The sequence below is a fragment of the Enterococcus mundtii genome, assembly GCF_002813755.1.
GTDB lineage: Bacteria > Bacillota > Bacilli > Lactobacillales > Enterococcaceae > Enterococcus_B > Enterococcus_B mundtii.
Map to the genome: position 1 here is coordinate 3007968 of NZ_CP018061.1, position 17106 is coordinate 3025073.

12 protein-coding genes are annotated in these 17106 nt (G+C 37.2%); 3 read left to right on the forward strand and 9 right to left on the reverse strand.

From position 1 onward, the window contains the following. The first annotated feature begins 272 nt into the window (after positions 1 to 272). From pplA to menA, 3 genes are all read left to right on the forward strand, one after another. Positions 273 to 1211, forward strand: coding sequence for an extracellular electron transfer flavoprotein PplA (gene pplA, locus EM4838_RS13960; RefSeq protein WP_071867579.1), 939 nt, complete (start codon positions 273 to 275; stop codon positions 1209 to 1211). A gap of 229 nt (positions 1212 to 1440) precedes the next feature. Then, positions 1441 to 2538 carry an FAD:protein FMN transferase gene (locus EM4838_RS13965; RefSeq protein WP_071867580.1) on the forward strand — a complete coding sequence of 366 codons (1098 nt, stop codon included), beginning with the start codon at positions 1441 to 1443 and terminating at the stop codon, positions 2536 to 2538. A gap of 12 nt (positions 2539 to 2550) precedes the next feature. Beyond that, entirely contained in the window at positions 2551 to 3504 is a 954-nt protein-coding gene (menA, locus tag EM4838_RS13970; RefSeq protein ID WP_071867581.1) for a 1,4-dihydroxy-2-naphthoate polyprenyltransferase, read from the forward strand. 55 nt (positions 3505 to 3559) lie between these two features. On the opposite strand, the gene EM4838_RS13975 is transcribed toward menA, so the two are convergent. The 9 genes from EM4838_RS13975 to EM4838_RS14015 form a co-directional block, all read right to left on the reverse strand. Next, the gene (locus tag EM4838_RS13975) at positions 3560 to 4183 is read right to left on the reverse strand and encodes a hypothetical protein (protein WP_071867582.1); all 624 of its coding nucleotides are present in this window, start codon (positions 4181 to 4183) and stop codon (positions 3560 to 3562) included. Next, entirely contained in the window at positions 4184 to 5119 is a 936-nt protein-coding gene (locus tag EM4838_RS13980; RefSeq protein WP_071867583.1) for a hypothetical protein, read from the reverse strand. Between the two features lie 59 nt (positions 5120 to 5178). Next, a complete protein-coding gene (locus EM4838_RS13985) occupies positions 5179 to 7533 on the reverse strand; it encodes a lysozyme family protein (RefSeq protein ID WP_373865803.1) in 2355 nt (784 codons plus the stop codon). A gap of 762 nt (positions 7534 to 8295) precedes the next feature. After that, positions 8296 to 10638, reverse strand: a complete 2343-nt coding sequence (locus EM4838_RS13990; RefSeq protein WP_071867584.1) for a VirB4-like conjugal transfer ATPase, CD1110 family — start codon at positions 10636 to 10638, stop codon at positions 8296 to 8298. After that, positions 10635 to 10985 (reverse strand): PrgI family protein, encoded by a 351-nt coding sequence (locus EM4838_RS13995; protein ID WP_071867585.1) that lies wholly within the window; start codon positions 10983 to 10985, stop codon positions 10635 to 10637. The genes EM4838_RS13990 and EM4838_RS13995 overlap by 4 nt, the downstream gene beginning before the upstream one ends. A 9-nt stretch (positions 10986 to 10994) precedes the next feature. Beyond that, positions 10995 to 11819, reverse strand: a complete 825-nt coding sequence (locus EM4838_RS14000) for a VirB6/TrbL-like conjugal transfer protein, CD1112 family (protein ID WP_071867586.1) — start codon at positions 11817 to 11819, stop codon at positions 10995 to 10997. A 34-nt stretch (positions 11820 to 11853) separates the two neighbouring features. Next, entirely contained in the window at positions 11854 to 12081 is a 228-nt protein-coding gene (locus tag EM4838_RS14005) for a hypothetical protein (protein WP_019722809.1), read from the reverse strand. A gap of 414 nt (positions 12082 to 12495) precedes the next feature. Continuing rightward, complete coding sequence (locus EM4838_RS14010) at positions 12496 to 14187, reverse strand: VirD4-like conjugal transfer protein, CD1115 family (protein WP_418255083.1); 1692 nt, start codon at positions 14185 to 14187, stop codon at positions 12496 to 12498. 60 nt (positions 14188 to 14247) lie between these two features. Continuing rightward, complete coding sequence (locus tag EM4838_RS14015) at positions 14248 to 17097, reverse strand: GumC domain-containing protein (protein ID WP_071867588.1); 2850 nt, start codon at positions 17095 to 17097, stop codon at positions 14248 to 14250. Between the last annotated feature and the right edge of the window lie 9 nt (positions 17098 to 17106).

A 17106-nucleotide genomic window follows, 5' to 3' on the forward strand; every position in this document is an offset into this window, starting at 1 on the left:
ATTATTAATAGTTGATCGTTTTTTCAATTTGATAATGATTACACAATCTTTATACATTATATAGATGTTTTATATATTTGTCTAACACCTTTTTATGTTTTTTTTGTTACAATAAAAACGCCTGTTTTTCACGAAAATTCCAGAAAGAAAACGCTCAATTAAATCACTTCCGTTATTTTTGTAAAACGGTTGACTTATTGATGATATCCATTAGAATGTATAATGAATCACAAGGAATTTGTGGACAAAAAATGAAATGGCGGGGTTAAAAAATGAAGAAAAATCGGTTTGTTACGGGGTTTGCGGTATTAGCATTCTCAACATTATTGCTAGGAGCTTGTGGATCAGATAACAATGATAGTTCAAGTAGTACATCTTCTTCTACTTCTACTGCACAATCTTCTACAACAGAAACTAGTACAACAGAATCATCTAAGGAAATCGTTGCTGGTGGAGAATTACAAGACGGTACATATAAGTTAGAAGAGAAAAACTACTCTAATGGTTACCGTTCAGTCTTTGAAATGGTCGTGAAAGACGGTAAGATCACTGAATCAAATTTTGATTACATCGATGCAGATGGCAAATCAAAACAAGATGACACAGAATACAACGAAAAAATGGAAGAGAAATCTGGTACAAATCCAGAAATGTTCATTCCTGAATTAAATGAGCAATTGCTAAGTGCACAAAGCGCAAGTGGTGTAGAAGTTGTTACTGGTGCGACACATTCATCAGAAAGTTTCCAAAACTATGCACAACAATTGATCCAAGCGGCTCAAGCAGGCAACACAGAAACGATTGAAATCGACAATGGTGCTGAACTTAAAGACGGCACATACAAATTAGAAGAGAAAAACTATTCAAATGGCTACCGTGTACAATTTGAATTGACAGTTGCAGATGGCAAAGTTACTGACTCAAACTTTGATTACATCGATGCAGATGGCAAATCAAAACAAGATGATACAGAGTACAACGAAAAGATGAAAGAAAAATCTGGTACTGACCCTCAAACTTACATCCCAGAATTAAACGATGAACTTGTTTCAGCAATGGGCGAAGAAGATGGTTCTCCAGCAGATGTTGAAGTGATTACTGGTGCAACACACAGTGCACATTCATTCATCATGTACGCACAACAATTAGTGAATGCCGCTGAAAAAGGTGACACACAAACAATTGAAGTCGACAACATTGTGACAAAATAAACTTTGTCCTACAAAAGGCTCATCTGCCTTTACGATAATACTTTTGGAGATGTGGCAACTGTCACATCTCTTTTTCTATTCTATTCTATATAAACGTACATCCCCCGAAAAAAAGATGTTCATTCCTGCCAGATTATATTAGAATACAAAGCATGAGCTTACTTTTTGATTTCACTAAGAGAGTTCTTTTATGTGAAATAAGCAATAGATAAAAAGAAATGAGGAATAGATGTTGAAGAAACGATTACTCCCTTTCGTCTTGCTCTTGTGCCTACTGACTATTGCGGGCTGTAGCACAGATCAAACAACGGAAGGAAAACAAGAGAACAACACTTCACTGCTTTCTGACCCTTACACAGATGAACAATTTTTACTTGGTACTTACGTGCGTATCCGTATCTACGATGAAGGGAAAGAAGACGTATTAAAACCTGCTTTTGACCGTGTCAAAGAGTTGGGCGATAAAATCACGATCAATCAAAGCGGCTCCGAAGTTGATGAAATCAATCAACAAGCAGGAATCCAACCAGTCAAAGTGTCCGATGATGTGTACCGTTTATTAAAACGAGCATATGAGTATAGCGAAGACTCACATGGAGGCTTTGATATGGCAATCGGTCCAATCACACAACTCTGGCGTATCGGTTTCGATGATGCCCGTAAGCCATCACAAGCAGAAATTGATGAAGCATTGAAGTTAGTCGACTACCATAAAGTCCAATTCAATGATGAGGAAAAGACTGTTTACTTGCAAGAAAAAGGCATGATCCTTGATCTAGGGGCAATTGCGAAAGGGTTCATTACCGATGAAGTCGTCAAAGTCTTGAAAGACAATGATGTAACGACTGCGATCGTCGATCTAGGTGGGAATGTCTATGTTCTTGGACACAGTCCTAGAGGAGAAGATCAAGATTGGACAGTCGGTATCCAAGATCCGAATCTTGCCCGTGGATCGATCCTCGGCTCGATCAAAGAAAGAAATAAAACATTAGTCACATCTGGAATTTATGAGCGCTATTTAGAAGTCGATGGCGTGAAATATCATCACTTGTTTGATCCAAAAACTGGTTATCCATTTGACAATGACATTGCTGGTGTCACGATCATCACAGACCAATCGATCGATGGTGACGGACTATCTACTGCCGTCTTCGCCATGGGTGTAAAAGATGGATTGGCTTACATCGAGGATAAACTGAATGACGGAACGGAGGCGATTTTTGTTACAAAAGATGATAAGGTCTATGTGACAGACCCAATCAAAGACACTTTCAAACTCGCTGAAGATTCAAAATATACCATGGGCAATCGTTCTGAATTAAACTAAGGAGTAACTGATATGACACTAAAAATCTTTTTAGAAGTAGTTGAACTACGTACGAAAGTCGCTAGTGTATTTCCTTTTGCGATAGGGGTTTTATTCTCTATCGCTTTTTTTCACGAAATACAGTGGTTGAACACTTTACTGTTTTTTATTGGTATGCTTGTCTTTGACTTAGCAACTACCGCAATCAATAACTATATGGATTATGAAAAAGCACATTCGGAAATTTATAAATATGAAGAGAACGTCATTGGACGGACTGGTATTTCACCAAAGCTTGTACGAAACATGATTTTGGCCATGATTGCTTTTGTCTTAGTCATCGGTATATTACTGACATTGAGGACCGGTTGGTTATTGTTGCTGATGGGTATGATTTGTTGTTTTATCGGAATCTTTTATACTTTTGGTCCTATCCCTTTATCACGTATGCCATTAGGAGAGATTTTCAGCGGTTTTACCATGGGTTTAGGGATATTTACGATGGTCATCTATATCAACACTCATCGTAGCGATCTATTTGATTTAACCCTATCTTTAACAACTGGCACCTTCAATTTATCTGGCAATATCTGGGCAGTAGCCGCCATCTTTCTTGCAGCACTCCCACTTGTTTTTACGATAGCAAATATTATGTTAGCGAATAATTTACGCGATTTGGAGCGAGATATTGAAAATCATCGGTATACGTTAGTTTTCTACATTGGTCGTCCAATCGGGATCATGCTGTTTCAACTTTTGATGTATGCGTGCTACCTGATTCTTTTAATAGGACTGATCAGTGGTATATTTCAATGGCCGATTCTTCTGGCTTTCTTGACTTTACCAAAAATCCATCTTAATCTCCAACTATTCAAAGAGAGTCTACCGCAGCCTATCAGTTTTAGCTATTCGATCAAAAATATGATTTTGTTCAACAGTAGTTATGCACTTGGTTTATTCGCAACGATTCTTCTCAATCAACTGTAGACATAAAAAACAGGTGGAAATTCTCCACCTGTTTTTTGGTCTATGGATCTACGGTCTATCTCGTTGGTAATGGTGCCCCTTTTGCTAGTGGGTTTCTTGCCAAGCCATGACTTCTTAATGAATCATTGTGTAGTTTTGCTTGGCTACTCGCTCTACTCGTCATTGCGGAAAGTCTCGGCTTTCCATCTGGAGTGCCTCCTTTTTCAGCTGAATTACTTCTAGACAGTAAGGGCTTTTCAGCTGAATTTCGGCCATGGGACATTGAGGCAGTCCCTTGCTCCCTTGTCAGGTGGTCTCTACTAATGACAAGTTTACGTTTGACAAAGTTCCAGGCTTTGGATAAGTTTCCTTTTTCTTTTGAACCTTTGTCTATTAATTTTTCTCGCCCATCTGCGCGATTTTGCTGAAATGTTCTGAATTTTTGCCTTAAAAAATTCCAAGCTCTGGCTAAAATTCCTTTTTCTTTTTGACCTTTTTCTTTTAGATCTTTATTTTTCGGATTTTCTCGTGCTTCTTTACGGTTTTTTCGAAATACTTGGACTTTTCGATATACTTTTATTCCTAATTGTAAAACTTTTTTTACGAATCTATAGAGCCAAATTGGGCCTTTTTGAAACATTCTTTTAAAAATATTCTCGAGCTTATCGATTTCTGGATCTTTATCTGTGTTATTATGCATTTAGGTCACATCTCTTTCTGTTATAGTGACTGTATTGCCCTCTTCATCTGTGGTTTCTTGTGTTCTTGAGGTGTCTGAACGACTCGTCCCATCTTGTGTCATTTGTACAGACTCATAGGGCTTTTCAAATAGAGTGTTCCATTGGAAGCTTCCTTCATTTCCGAGTAACCTGTATTGATTCGCTTCTTCAGTGATTCTAAAAGTGATTGTTTTTTGTAGATTCCCACTGTCTGTTCGATTGACGATAAAGTTGGCACCCTCATGATCAGTATCAAATGAAACAATTCGATACTCAAACGTTACTTCTTCATCTGATCTCCCTTCTTCAATTTTTTTCTGAGTAAATGTGTCTTCTCCAAACACTAACGTAAAGGAACGATTGTTGTTCGTATTTTCCCATGTTCCTTGCATCAAGATATCCATCCACATTTGTGAAACTGCTCGTTGCGCGGCTTCAATCTGTTCAGAAATTTCTGCTTCTAACTGCGCTTTTACTTCTTCTGTAGGATAAAGATACAAATCCTCCCCATCCTCTTCTCGATATAAGATCGTGTTGCCCATCTTGGTTTGTAGGGCAAATTCTTTGGTTTGCTTATTATCGTTTTCTAAAACTACCTGTCCACTTGTATTTAAATAATAGATCCCTGATTCAAACCAATCACTGGAGACTTTATATGTTCCATCAGTTGCTAATTCGATTTCTGTATCATCTGGTAGATTAGAATACCAGGTACCACTGTAGATCGTCGCGTTAAAACGATCTCTTGACTCTGTCGTTGCTTGTTCTTCTGTCGTTGAGTCTGCTGATTGATCTGTATTTGCTTGTGTAGTATTCATTAATGAATACCCCACGAGCCCAGCAACGACAACAACAAATAATCCAAGTCCGATAATTATTTTTTTACCTGACTCTGTTTCTAAAAAATTTTTTAACATACTTCCTCCTTTCAAGATATCCTCTCAACCATCTATCAATTATTTTCAGTGTTATCTTCTTAAGGCAGGCCATATCCTGAAATAACATTACTCCCAATAGCGTAAGTTCTTCTTCTTACTAGATTGTCAGAGTTACCTTCGATGACCTGAATAATATTTCCGCCAGAATATTCAACGATCCCTACATGATCTTTTCCTGTTCTTCCACCAGACCAGTCAAAAAATACAAGGTCGCCAGATTGAGGAACATAGTTTTCATCATGTGTTTTGAACTTATCATTCGTTTCAAACCATTCTTTCATATCAAGAACATTTGCTGTATTCAATACTCGGCCTTGTTCCAAGTATCCCGCTTCATTCGCTATCCAAGAAACGAATACGGCTGACCACTCTATTCGATTGTTGAATCCAGCCCATCGCCAATACTTCTCACCATTCGGATTTCCCAATTCTCTTCTAGCGAGCTCAGCTAATCTGCCTGTATCTGCCATGATATTTCTTGTAACCATTGCGGTATAGAACATATTGCCAAAAACGTAGCGCCAGTTATAGCCCAATCCTTGTGCGACGATATGGTTGAAAGGAATGGTCTGATTATTACTTTTCATTTGTGCATATAAGCGCGCATCTTCAAAGGAATACGGTGCATTTCGATTGATCAGATCATCAAGATACGCTTCGCCATAATTATAGGCTTGGACCGCTGCCAGACCATTGAGATTATTGCTTTGTGCTTTTTTGAGCAGATAAGCAAAATATTCGACGCCTTTTTCAATTGATTCCTCTGGTGTAGTGATTCGTTCTGGAGATGATAGTGCCAGTTGCGCATTCATGATATCTGGCTGAATGGCTTCATTTCCACCAGATTCCACCCATATCATGGATAAAATCGCATTCGTATATGCTTCAATGCCATGTTTACTCGTTTGTTCCGCAACTCTATTTTGCCATTTAGTAACGGCTAATGGGGGATTGATTAGATTCCCTCGTAGTCCGCCACCATTACGCATATATGCTAAGTTGGTATCCGTACTAAAAACTAAATTATTGATATAAATCGCTGGATAAACGTCAGGATCTTTATGCCAGAAGCGATATTCTTTCATTGCAACTAATAAATTCCCATCAAACTGATTTCTTGTATAGCCAATCAAATCACCTGCTTCTAAGGTTCTTCCTGGCCTCACTACCGGATCAATATTGACATAATACGCATAATATAGACCTGTATCCGTTTCTATCGCTGTCGTTACAGGCGCTGAACCATCTGTATGACCAGCCTGATAACTATAGTTGATACTTTCCACTGTCTCAAAGGTGGTGGCATAAACAGGGGTTCCAGGTTCTGCTTCCAAAGCGATTTGGTAATGTTGCGTATTGGGATCACGTCCACGATAGCCAAAATTATCCACCACATTTGCATAGCTCATCTTACCAAATGGATTAGCCATGAAAATTTTATCTTCAAAGCGATCTTTCTCCATGATTGGGTAATATTTATCTACTTCATCTTCATCAAAAGCAATGACTCGTCCATAGTAATCATCCTCACCTGAATAACGTATATCCACATAGATATCTACTTCAGGATCCGAATCGAACATTTCACCAATCGTTTGTACATTAATTTTGACGGTAGCAACATCTTTTCTCTCACGTTTTACTTCTGTATGCTCTTCACCTGTTTCTTTATCGACCGTTATCACAACGGTTTCAACTTCTTTGTCCTTTTCAATAACGGTCGTGTAGTTGTAGACCATGTCATGTAACGCGTGGATTTCATCTTTTACAGTGAATACTTTGATTGGTTCAGGTGATAATGGATGTGGTGCCTCATGAAAAACGGCATATGTGCTATCCCTCAATGACCACGGAATCCAGACACCCGTTTTTTCTGCTACTCTTTTTCGATAGGTAGCAATGGCAATATTATCGATATCATAATCTTCAAATTTTGCATTCAAATAGTAGATATAGTTATCTCCGTTGGATATATACATAAATTGCTCTGGGTCCGATTCTATCCCGTTCACTTCAAAATAAACCTCATCATGCTCCGGGTCATCAACTAGTCGATTGTACGTATCATATACCTCTTTGTTTTTATAAGTATCTAACCACGTGACATAGTTGTATGCTTCGGTAATCATCATCGACTCTGTTTTTACGACAAATAAACTTAAAATCGTTGTCCAAAAAGAAACGAAGATCGAAATGATCGCAATAACCACTGCAACAATCAAGATGACTACGATCAATTTCAATAAGATAGGTAACTTTAGAATAATAAGTATGGTGATAAGCATACCAACCAAATTTAAATTACCCTCTTCATCTCGCCCAACTTTATCAATAATCAAGTCTTTGATTTTATTTTTAAAAGGATTTTTAGGCGAAATTTGATCTTTCAACATATTATCTAATTTGGCCCGCATATTCCTTTTAGCTGCAACGTTCTTTTTTCCTTCTTTTCGCTTATTGTTTCTTTTCTTTTTTTCAAGCTGTTCATTTTTAGACAGATGTAACGCTCTTTTTTGATTTTTATGACGTATCTTCGATGTAGTAGAGCTAATTTTTTCTTGTTGGCCTGCTTGGTTTTCTAGCTTTACTTTACTGATGTATCCTTTATAGATAGCATTTTTCTTTTGTCGGTCACGAATCTTTTGATGACGCTTCTTTTGATTAAAAATTGCTTGAGTATTCGCTTTTTCTTTTTTTTGTTCTGTGTTGTTATTAGTAACAGAAGCAGGAGCGATGGTTGTATCGACTTTATTAGGGCGCATCATTAAGTCATGTTGCTGTTGCTTTAGCTCATCTCTTCGACTCTCTCGAATTCTTTGTCGGCGACTGATGCTCTGGGTGTTGACCGTTTTACCTTTATCGATGCTATCGAAAGATTCCTTATTCACATTATTTTTATCGTTTTTACTTTGTTTTCTCTGAAAAATTGCTTGTTGCGATTTTCTTTTGATATGAGGATTGTTCCCCTTTAATAACTTCAACAGCTTTTTTCTTCGAGAAGTACTAATGGAATTACCTTTTTTTAAAGATAGTTTACTACCTTTCACTACCATTTTTTTGTTATTTTTGCTAGTAGTTGTAGCGTTCTTACCTGCCCTGTTCTTGTCTAAAATTTTTGAATCAGCCACTTTCCTGTTTCCTTTCCCGTATGCCTATCAAGTTTCTCCAGGTTTCGTTGACATCATCTTATAGAGCTGTGTATCTTTAGGGAAATGATCATAAAAGGGTAACGTTGTATCCCCAAACACCATAAGACCATACCCTTCTGGAGAGTTCACTACGTATTTTTCTTGTTCTTCTGAAATATCAAACAGTCTAACTAGCTGTGTACGGTCTGATTTCGCTTGATTCAACATCATGATAAAATCGCTATTTGACAACATCCGTCGAGCTAAATCGGACAATAGTAAGGTTTCGACGTTCTGAGTAATGCCAGTCGGGATCGCTCCCCATTTTCGTGCACGACTCCATAGCTCAAAGAAGTAATTCTCAGAATATTCATTCGTAAACAAAAGCTGCATCTCATCAATATATAACCACGTGCGAACACCTCGTTCACGGTTGGTCGTGATTCGATTCCATACTTGGTCTAATACAATCAGCATCCCCATCGTTTTCAATTGTTTTCCTAGGTCCTTGATATCATAGATCACTAAACGCTTGGTAATGTCGACATTCGTTTCTGCAGAAAAGACCGACAAACTTCCTTCAATATAGATTTCTAGATCCATGACTAATTGCTTGGCTTCTTCTTCTTCTTGTTCTTTCAAGATATTATAAAAGTCAATGAATGTTGGTGTACGATCATTCAACACTTCATACGTTCGACGACACACACGGTCAATCAATGTTTTTTGTGCCGAACTTAGCCCCAAGGCGCCACCGATGATCAGGTCAAATAACGAAATCAAAAACTCGGATTTTAGCACGACTGGATCAGTATCATCTCCATAGTTCTCATTGATATCCATGGGATTGATCGTTGTCGGTGAATCACTAGAGATTTTGATGATCTCACCGTTGAAATTTTGACCAATGACAGAATATTCTCGCTCAGGGTCAATAATGATAACTTCATCATCTGCATCGCGTAGTAGTACATTGACGATTTCACGCTTGACTGAGAAACTTTTACCAGAACCAGGTGTTCCTAGAACAAATCCATTCGGTGCTTTTAATAATTTTCGATCGAGTGAAAGGATATTTTTTGAAATCGCATTGACACCATAATACTTCCCATTTTCTTGAATCAAATCCGAAATCGTGAATGGGATAAAAATGGCGGTACTCGCTGTTGAAAGTGTTCGATCTAATGGAATCGCATTGATTCCCAACGGTAATGTCGCATTCAAGCCATTTTCTTGCATGAACTCTAATTCAATGAGTTTAAAACCGAAGCGACGAGACACTGAGTTTATTTCATCATGGACTTCAGCTAACTTTTCTTTCGTTGGTGAATGGAAATAGACAGATCCTGTTAGCGCATATAATTTTTGTCCCCTATTTTGCAGATCATCTACCAGACCTTTGGCTTCTGTTAGTGAGTAAGAAAGTTCATAAGAGAGCATCTCAAAGTCATACCCACTTTGTAACGCCTTCTTCTGCTCATCCACTTTTTGTTGTTCCATAAAAGCCAATTTCGTCTTCACTAAATCAAATGCTTCATCTTGATCCATTGGTTCAATATGTAAAGATACAACAATTTCACGAGGAATTTCTAACATTTCAAAAAGAAAAGTATCTGATAATTCAGAAGGAAATTCTTGTAAATATAATGTTTTTGCATAGTGATCATCAATTTTTACGTGGTTTTTGTTTTCTTTAAATTCCATGACTTCAGGTAGTACCTCATCGACTTCTGTTTTAACCGTCTTGTCATTCGTTAATAATATTTCGGAAATCATATGTAATAATTTTGTTTTTTCTACCTTTTTTGCTTGACTGCCTAAGCGACTAGCAAACATTTCAAAACGATCTGCTACCATATCTAATTCTTTTTGCGCAATCTCCAATGTAGGATGCTTCTGTACAAAGGTAAATAAGATCGTTTTTTTGAAACCATTTTTTTCTTCATCTAATTTTCTTGAAATGACTTGATTCATTTCTTCACGATATGAATCGAGGAAATCATTTTTTGCTTTGTAATAAAGAACCGATTGCAAATCAGCAAGCGGTCGTTTCTTTTTATAAACAGTTAGTTGTAATTTTGTTTTACTACTCAATGAATTTAAAAAGTCGCAGTATTGAGAGAAAATTTCAATTTGATGATCGTCAGAAGATAATTGATAATTGATATCTTGTAATTCAAGCGTCAATGAATAGGTGAATTCATCGATTTTACAAATACCACTTTCATAAATCTCTTCAAACCTAAATGTATCCCTAAAAGGATCAATATCCTCTTTCTTCTTTGATTTAGGTTTACTAATAAATTCTTTCTCCTCATCTTTTGGTTTTTTAGTTGGTTTTAACGCTTTGAGCGCTTTTAACTTCATCATGTTTCTTGCCCGCCTACATCTTCGATTTCTTTATTTATTTCTTCCTTAGGCTTCTTTTTTCGTGTACCTGGTGCCACGTGGTATTTGAAAAATTGTTTAAGATAGATATCAAATGTCAAGCCATTTCTCTTAAACCAGCCAAATGAAACGATTGGAATGGATGCAAGAATCATAAACCAACTTGTGATTTCCATAGGAATCTTTAATCCGGCAATGAAAATCAAACTAATCATGACGTTTACTCCAGCTGCAATAGCTAAACAAAGCAGCTGCTTTAAATTCATTCCTGCAATGACCTTTTCTTTATATTCTTTAATATCCTTTGGTACCTTTACCTCAACTGCCATAGTTCCTCCTTACGATGCTGACATCAATGTTTTTGCCCATCCTTTAGTTTTATTTACAGAAAGCAATAAAGCAATCATGTAAACTGTCAAACCTAAAATAATCCCAAAAATTCCTGAACCAACTTCTTCCATGATACGATGGAAGATCGTCGGATAAATCACCAATACTAACGCGATGAATGTTCCCTGTAGACCGAGTGCAGCGAAATTTTTGAAGAAACCCTTGCTCATCACTGAAAACTCTTGGCTTGGTAAGGCACTCATCGGAATTGGCGCCATTGCACAAAATATATACATCTCCAAAAAGCGAAGATAAATGGTGACTTGGACCAATACACGAACAACAAGTGATGCTAAAAATAGGATACACATCACGAGTAATACGACTAATTGTGACCACCAACTTAATTGAGAGACCGCTTGTCTCACTGCATCTGCTGTATCTCTTACAGCTGAAGCATTTCCAATTGTTAAAATCCTAGTGGTTAAATTGCCGGCAATGATAACCATACCATCTAAAATATTTTGAATTCTTAAAATAACTATGTAACAAATGACAAATTTGATCAATGCTTTGATAATCATCTCAAATCCTAACATGGGAGCTCCGCCTGCACCTTCAACTTTCGTTGAGATTTTCTGAAACTCTAAAAGAATAAAAATTGCTAGAATGGATAAAGCAAGTGGCCCAACTACGTGTTGCTGTAGTCGTTCCACTAAACTGTAGGCATCATATATGTAACTTCGTAAATCCATTCCTAAAACATTTTTTAGATCGTCCCCATTAAGAAAGGTCATGATTTGCTCAAAGATAGTCATAATTGCAGATTCCATATGCTATACTCCTACTCTTTCCTTTGCTTAACGATTATGGTAAAAACGATCCAATGTTGAATGAAGTAGCAAACCAACCTGCAGCGACTAGAATCAATCCACCACCAACAATCTGCCAAATCCCTTGTTGTAATTGAGGGCCATTTTTATCTTTTAACGCACCAGCTAGGATAATTGTTCCCCAAATCAACCATAGTCCACCACCAATTAATGTAAACTGTGAAACTAATCCAAATACTTGTTCTAATAATTGTGCATTCATAATTTTGCTAATCTCCTTTTTTTGTAAAAATAATTTTTTATTTTATTTCTTAAATTTAGTATATGCGAAATTCTCTGTTTCCATGTATCAGTTATTTCTTCCATTAGAAATTTTAGAATAAATACGGTCCGTTCCTTTAGTAGATAAACTGGATAATCGCCTATTAGCAAATGAATTTTGTTTTAGGACCAGAACTATCATTTACAATTAACCTTCGATAATAAACCGCCTACATGTTATTATTCTTACTGCTATTTCTATATTGCCTCAACATACGATGAATGAGATGGACAAATTTTATTGTTCTTTTCAGTGCTCCATCCTTTTTAGCTAATAAAAAGCACCACATTCTCAGTCTAACATTCGAATGAAGGTGCTTTCTATTTATTATGAGTGACTCATTGATCGAGCTAGCTAAGCAGATAGATTTCGTTCATACATATAGGAATCTGTCACATCGCCTAACTTCTTATAGTTTTTGTGTTTCACAATATCATATTTCTTTGATAAAAACGGATGGACTCCGCGAATTTTTAAAATACATTCCTGTCCTTTGAGACTTGCCACTTCATCGGGGTCCATCAAGTTCCTTCCTAACTTCTGGAAGTTCTCACTAAAGGAACCATTGCTCCCTTTGGTGACACTTGTATTTCTTTGTTCAATCGTTTGTTTCCCTAGCAATTTTGAGATATATTCGTGCGTACTTTGTTCCATTCCGCCTAAATATAAAAAGACATCACTGGTCCCAATGATCGTTTCCCACGTATCTTTATACAAGGTTTTTAACTGGCTAATATTTTGTAAAATGACATTCGTAGAGATTTCACGACTTCGAATAACCGAAATCACTTTTTCAAAATCAGGAATTTGTCCAATATTAGCAAACTCATCCAAGATACAACGGACATGACAAGGTAATCTTCCCTTATACACGTTATCTGCTTTATAAACTAACATGTCAAACAATTGCTGATACATCATACTCGCTAAAAAGTTGAAACTGGTATCTGTATCAGGCAATAAGATATATAGGATCGTTTTGACATCACCAACTGTATCTAGCTCAAGTGTATCTTGTGAAACAAGTTCCTTGATACTTGGAATATCAAATGGTGACAATCGCACGCCTAGACTGACTAAGATACTTTTCGTCGTTTTATCACCAGAAAGTTTAAAAATCTTGTACTGTGATACCGCAAAATTTGTCGGATCTTTTTGTTCTAACTCATTGAATAAAATATCTAGTGGGCTGACATAGCCAGGCACATCTTCTTCAATATCTGCTAAACGGACTAATTCAATTACGTTTCCTAACGTCCGATCTTCTGCAGTTACTTCTTGGATCAAATAGCTAAAAATGGCCATCAATAAGGCTGTCTCAGCTTTTTCCCAAAAATCATCTCCACCTTTTTTATCGGGGTTAGTCGTATTTTTGATTAGATTGTTCACGATTTTTAAGATATCATCCTCTGTTTGGATATACTGAAACGGGTTGTATTGATGCGTGTCTCTTCGGTTGATCAAGTCAAAAATCTTGATTTGATAACCCGCTTCTTCAAACATTTTGCCTGTTTCGGCTAATAATAAGCCTTTAGAATCACTGACGACATAGGAGGAATGCATTTGCATCAAGTTAGGTTTTACATAAAATCGTGTCTTACCACTACCGGCTCCTCCAACCACAACGACATTTTTATTTCGGTTGAAATTATCGTTTCGTGTAATCTTCATACGTCCTGATAATGATAAGCTTTCGCTCTTCGTCAACAAGATATTGAAGTCTTTTTTCTTATCAAGAAATGCACGGATGTCGCTGTACTTTCCCCATCGTGCACTTCCATATTCTTCATTGGGGCGTGTATTCTTCTCATCAAACGTCTTATATAAGACAAAAAGTACATAGGAGATAGCAGCAACCGCTGCTATCCCTAACGACGTCGGTTCATAAGAAAATTGAGGGGCAAATCTAGAAAGTTCTTCAAATGTTCGGTTGAATGCTGTTAGTAAATTATCTGCAAATGATAAATTCCCAGTATTCTCTGCTAAAAATAAATAACCAATACGATTACCCACATAAAGCAGAATACCAATTACTAACACATGCACTACCATAAGCTGCCGGGAATTTTTCAAATTTTTTTATTTCCTTTCAGTCAAAGTTATTTTTTATAATTGTGTCGTTTTAGCTTTCTTGTTATTATTTTGAATTTGTGCCTGTGCTTGCTGACTACGTGCTCGGTTATTTCGCTCATTTGATAATTGCAATGAGTTTCTTCTTAATGACTCAAAACTTACTTGTCGCCCGATATCCGGACTCGTACCGGAAAAACTTGCGCGACGTTCGATCGCCGGATTTGCTCTGTTTGTCAATGCGACTGGTTCTTTCGAGCCCGATGGTGTTGGTTCTACTTTCGTTTGTGAGGTGCTTGGTTGAGACTGTGTACTATCTCTCGGTTTCATCTCAATGACTTTCGATTCTTTCGCCGTCTCAGAGGTTCGTTCAGATCTTTCTGTCATTTTTTGTTGCTCATTGGACTGAACATGCTCAGGCGCTTTCGCTTTTTCATCAAGACCTGCGATTACAGATACTTTCTCCCTAAATTCTTTTGAATCTAACGATTGACACTTCCCTAGCTCTTGGCATTCTAGAATTTTTTCGTTAACTTTTTTTTCAAATGCCAAATCCTCTCTTTTGGCTACACGGCTTTCAATTCGTTTGAACACAAACTTGTCTAATAATTGGATACCGATTCCAATACTGACACCAATCAAAGCCACGGCACCTAACTGCATCAAGAATGGGGCAGCCATAGAGGTTGCAAGCATTGGCACTAGCGCAGATAGGGCAAACATTCCACCTATCCCTAGAGCCAGTGGCACAGCCAACATGATAAACAAGGATAATTTATTCTTCATGACATAATCAAACATCCGCTTCGGCGCATGACGGACTGTTTCCCACGCACGTTTGGCTCTTGATTGTTTTTCTTCTATTTCAGCTGTGTTTGCACCTTCTTTGGTTGGTGCTTCCATCGCTACAACTTTGTCTTTGCCTTTGAGATCCTTAGAAGTTAACCCTTCTTTTGTTACTTCAGATTTCGCTATTCCTTCTGCTAATTTTTCATTTACCGGCGTTGCTTCTTTCATTTGTTCCGCTGGCTGTTTTTGTTTTCCAAAAGGTAATTTTTCGCGTACTTTCGACAATCCACGAGCAATTGGACCAAATACTCTTGGGAACTTCTGTACTAACTTATTGAATGCTTGCGGGATTTTCTTCTTCGCATAAATAATTGCTTTTGACCCAAAAAAACTAGCAGCGACAAAACCAACTGCAGCGTTCACAAACTGTTGCCCAAAAACAGCCATAGCTGTAGACGGTAATATGGAACCTACCCATGACATACCTAGTGGTAACATGGCAATCGGCCATAGATTCAGCAACCATCTAGCTGCACGGATTTTTCGAGAATTTCTGAAAAATGATTGTTTTAATTTTGAATGATCTAATTCACTCAACTTCTTCGTTTGTTCTTTTATTCCACGAGTTTCTTCTTGTAAGCCTTTGATATCTTTATCCATCTGCTTGATACTTTCAGCAGATAAATCTTTGGTCATTTTTTGCAGTTTTTCAGGATCAGCTAAAACCGCTTTAAGTTCCTTTAAAAACTGCACATCCTCGGTCGTATTGCTCTGCTTGATCCGCTTCAATAAAACATCGGTATTCTTGTTTTTAGCTTCAATCAAGCCAACTTTTGCTTGAAGATTTTCGACATATGCTTTGATAAGCTCGGCTTTTTTACTTTCCAGATTTTCGCTTACAACAGGTTCTTTTTTAGGTTCTTCCACTATTGGTTTCTGTAGCTTCGTTTTTTCTGGCGCCTCGTTCACGATCACATTGACCTCGATCGGAGGCGGGTTTTTTTCAACATTAGCACGATCGACTTGATCTTTTTTTGGTTCTTCCGCAATCACTGGAGTTGGTTCGCGTTCAATCGTAGGTGTAACAACAGTCGCTTCGCGATCAGCCTTACTTAGGACCACTGCTTCCTTTGCTTGCTCCGCTTTTACTTCTACCGAACGAACAACTTCTATTTCCACCTTATCGGTATAATCAATCAGCCCTTTTGTTTCAGCAATTTCATTCTGAAATCCTTCTTTTATTGCACTAATTGCTTGAAATTTTGATACTAACATTTGTTCCGAATCATTTTTATTTGCCGTAAATTCAGAAAAAGAATTGGAACGTCGCAGTGGTTTCTCAGGCAAAGGTTCTAGTTGATCTGTGTTGATCGCGACCTTCTCTAACTTATCCTTTAATTCTTTTTGGACGATCTCAATTTTTTTAACCTTATCCTCGGCTGATTGGACCTTTTGTTCAAGAACTGTCTTTTTACTTCTCTTTATTTTACCAATTTCAGCCCTTAACTTATTGACCTCGTCTTCTTTTGCTATTAGTCCTGTTCTATGGACGGTCAATTCTTTTTTAAATTCATCTTTTTTGATTAATGCGAGAAAGATTGCTGCATCAACTTGTTGGTCTTTTGTATTCACTTTTAAAACACTTTGACCATCTCCATATTGATTTAATTCTTTTTGATGACTTTCCAGAGTTGCTTGCACTTTTTTTAATTTCGCTTGATCTTCAATATACTTAGCATCGATATTCTGTTGGTCAGAAGAAGTGATAGTTCCAATCCCCTTGATCGTGGCTATGTCCCGTGTCAGACGAATAATTTCTTGTTGTAAATCATTATTTTTCAACTCTTTGGCAATATTTTCTTTCTTCTCATTGACCAATTCCTTAGAAGTCGTATCATAATTTATTTCTTTGCTTTCATTTCTTATTTTTTCATCAATTGGCGATCCAATGATCCTTTTGATAGTCGCTTCGTTGTTATATGAAAATATAGACAGAAATGATTCATTGATGTTACTTTGATTATTTTCTTTAAGCTTATCTTCTCTAAGCTTTCTTTCTGTAGACATATCTTCTAGAGGCTTATCTTCTATAGACATATCTGTCTC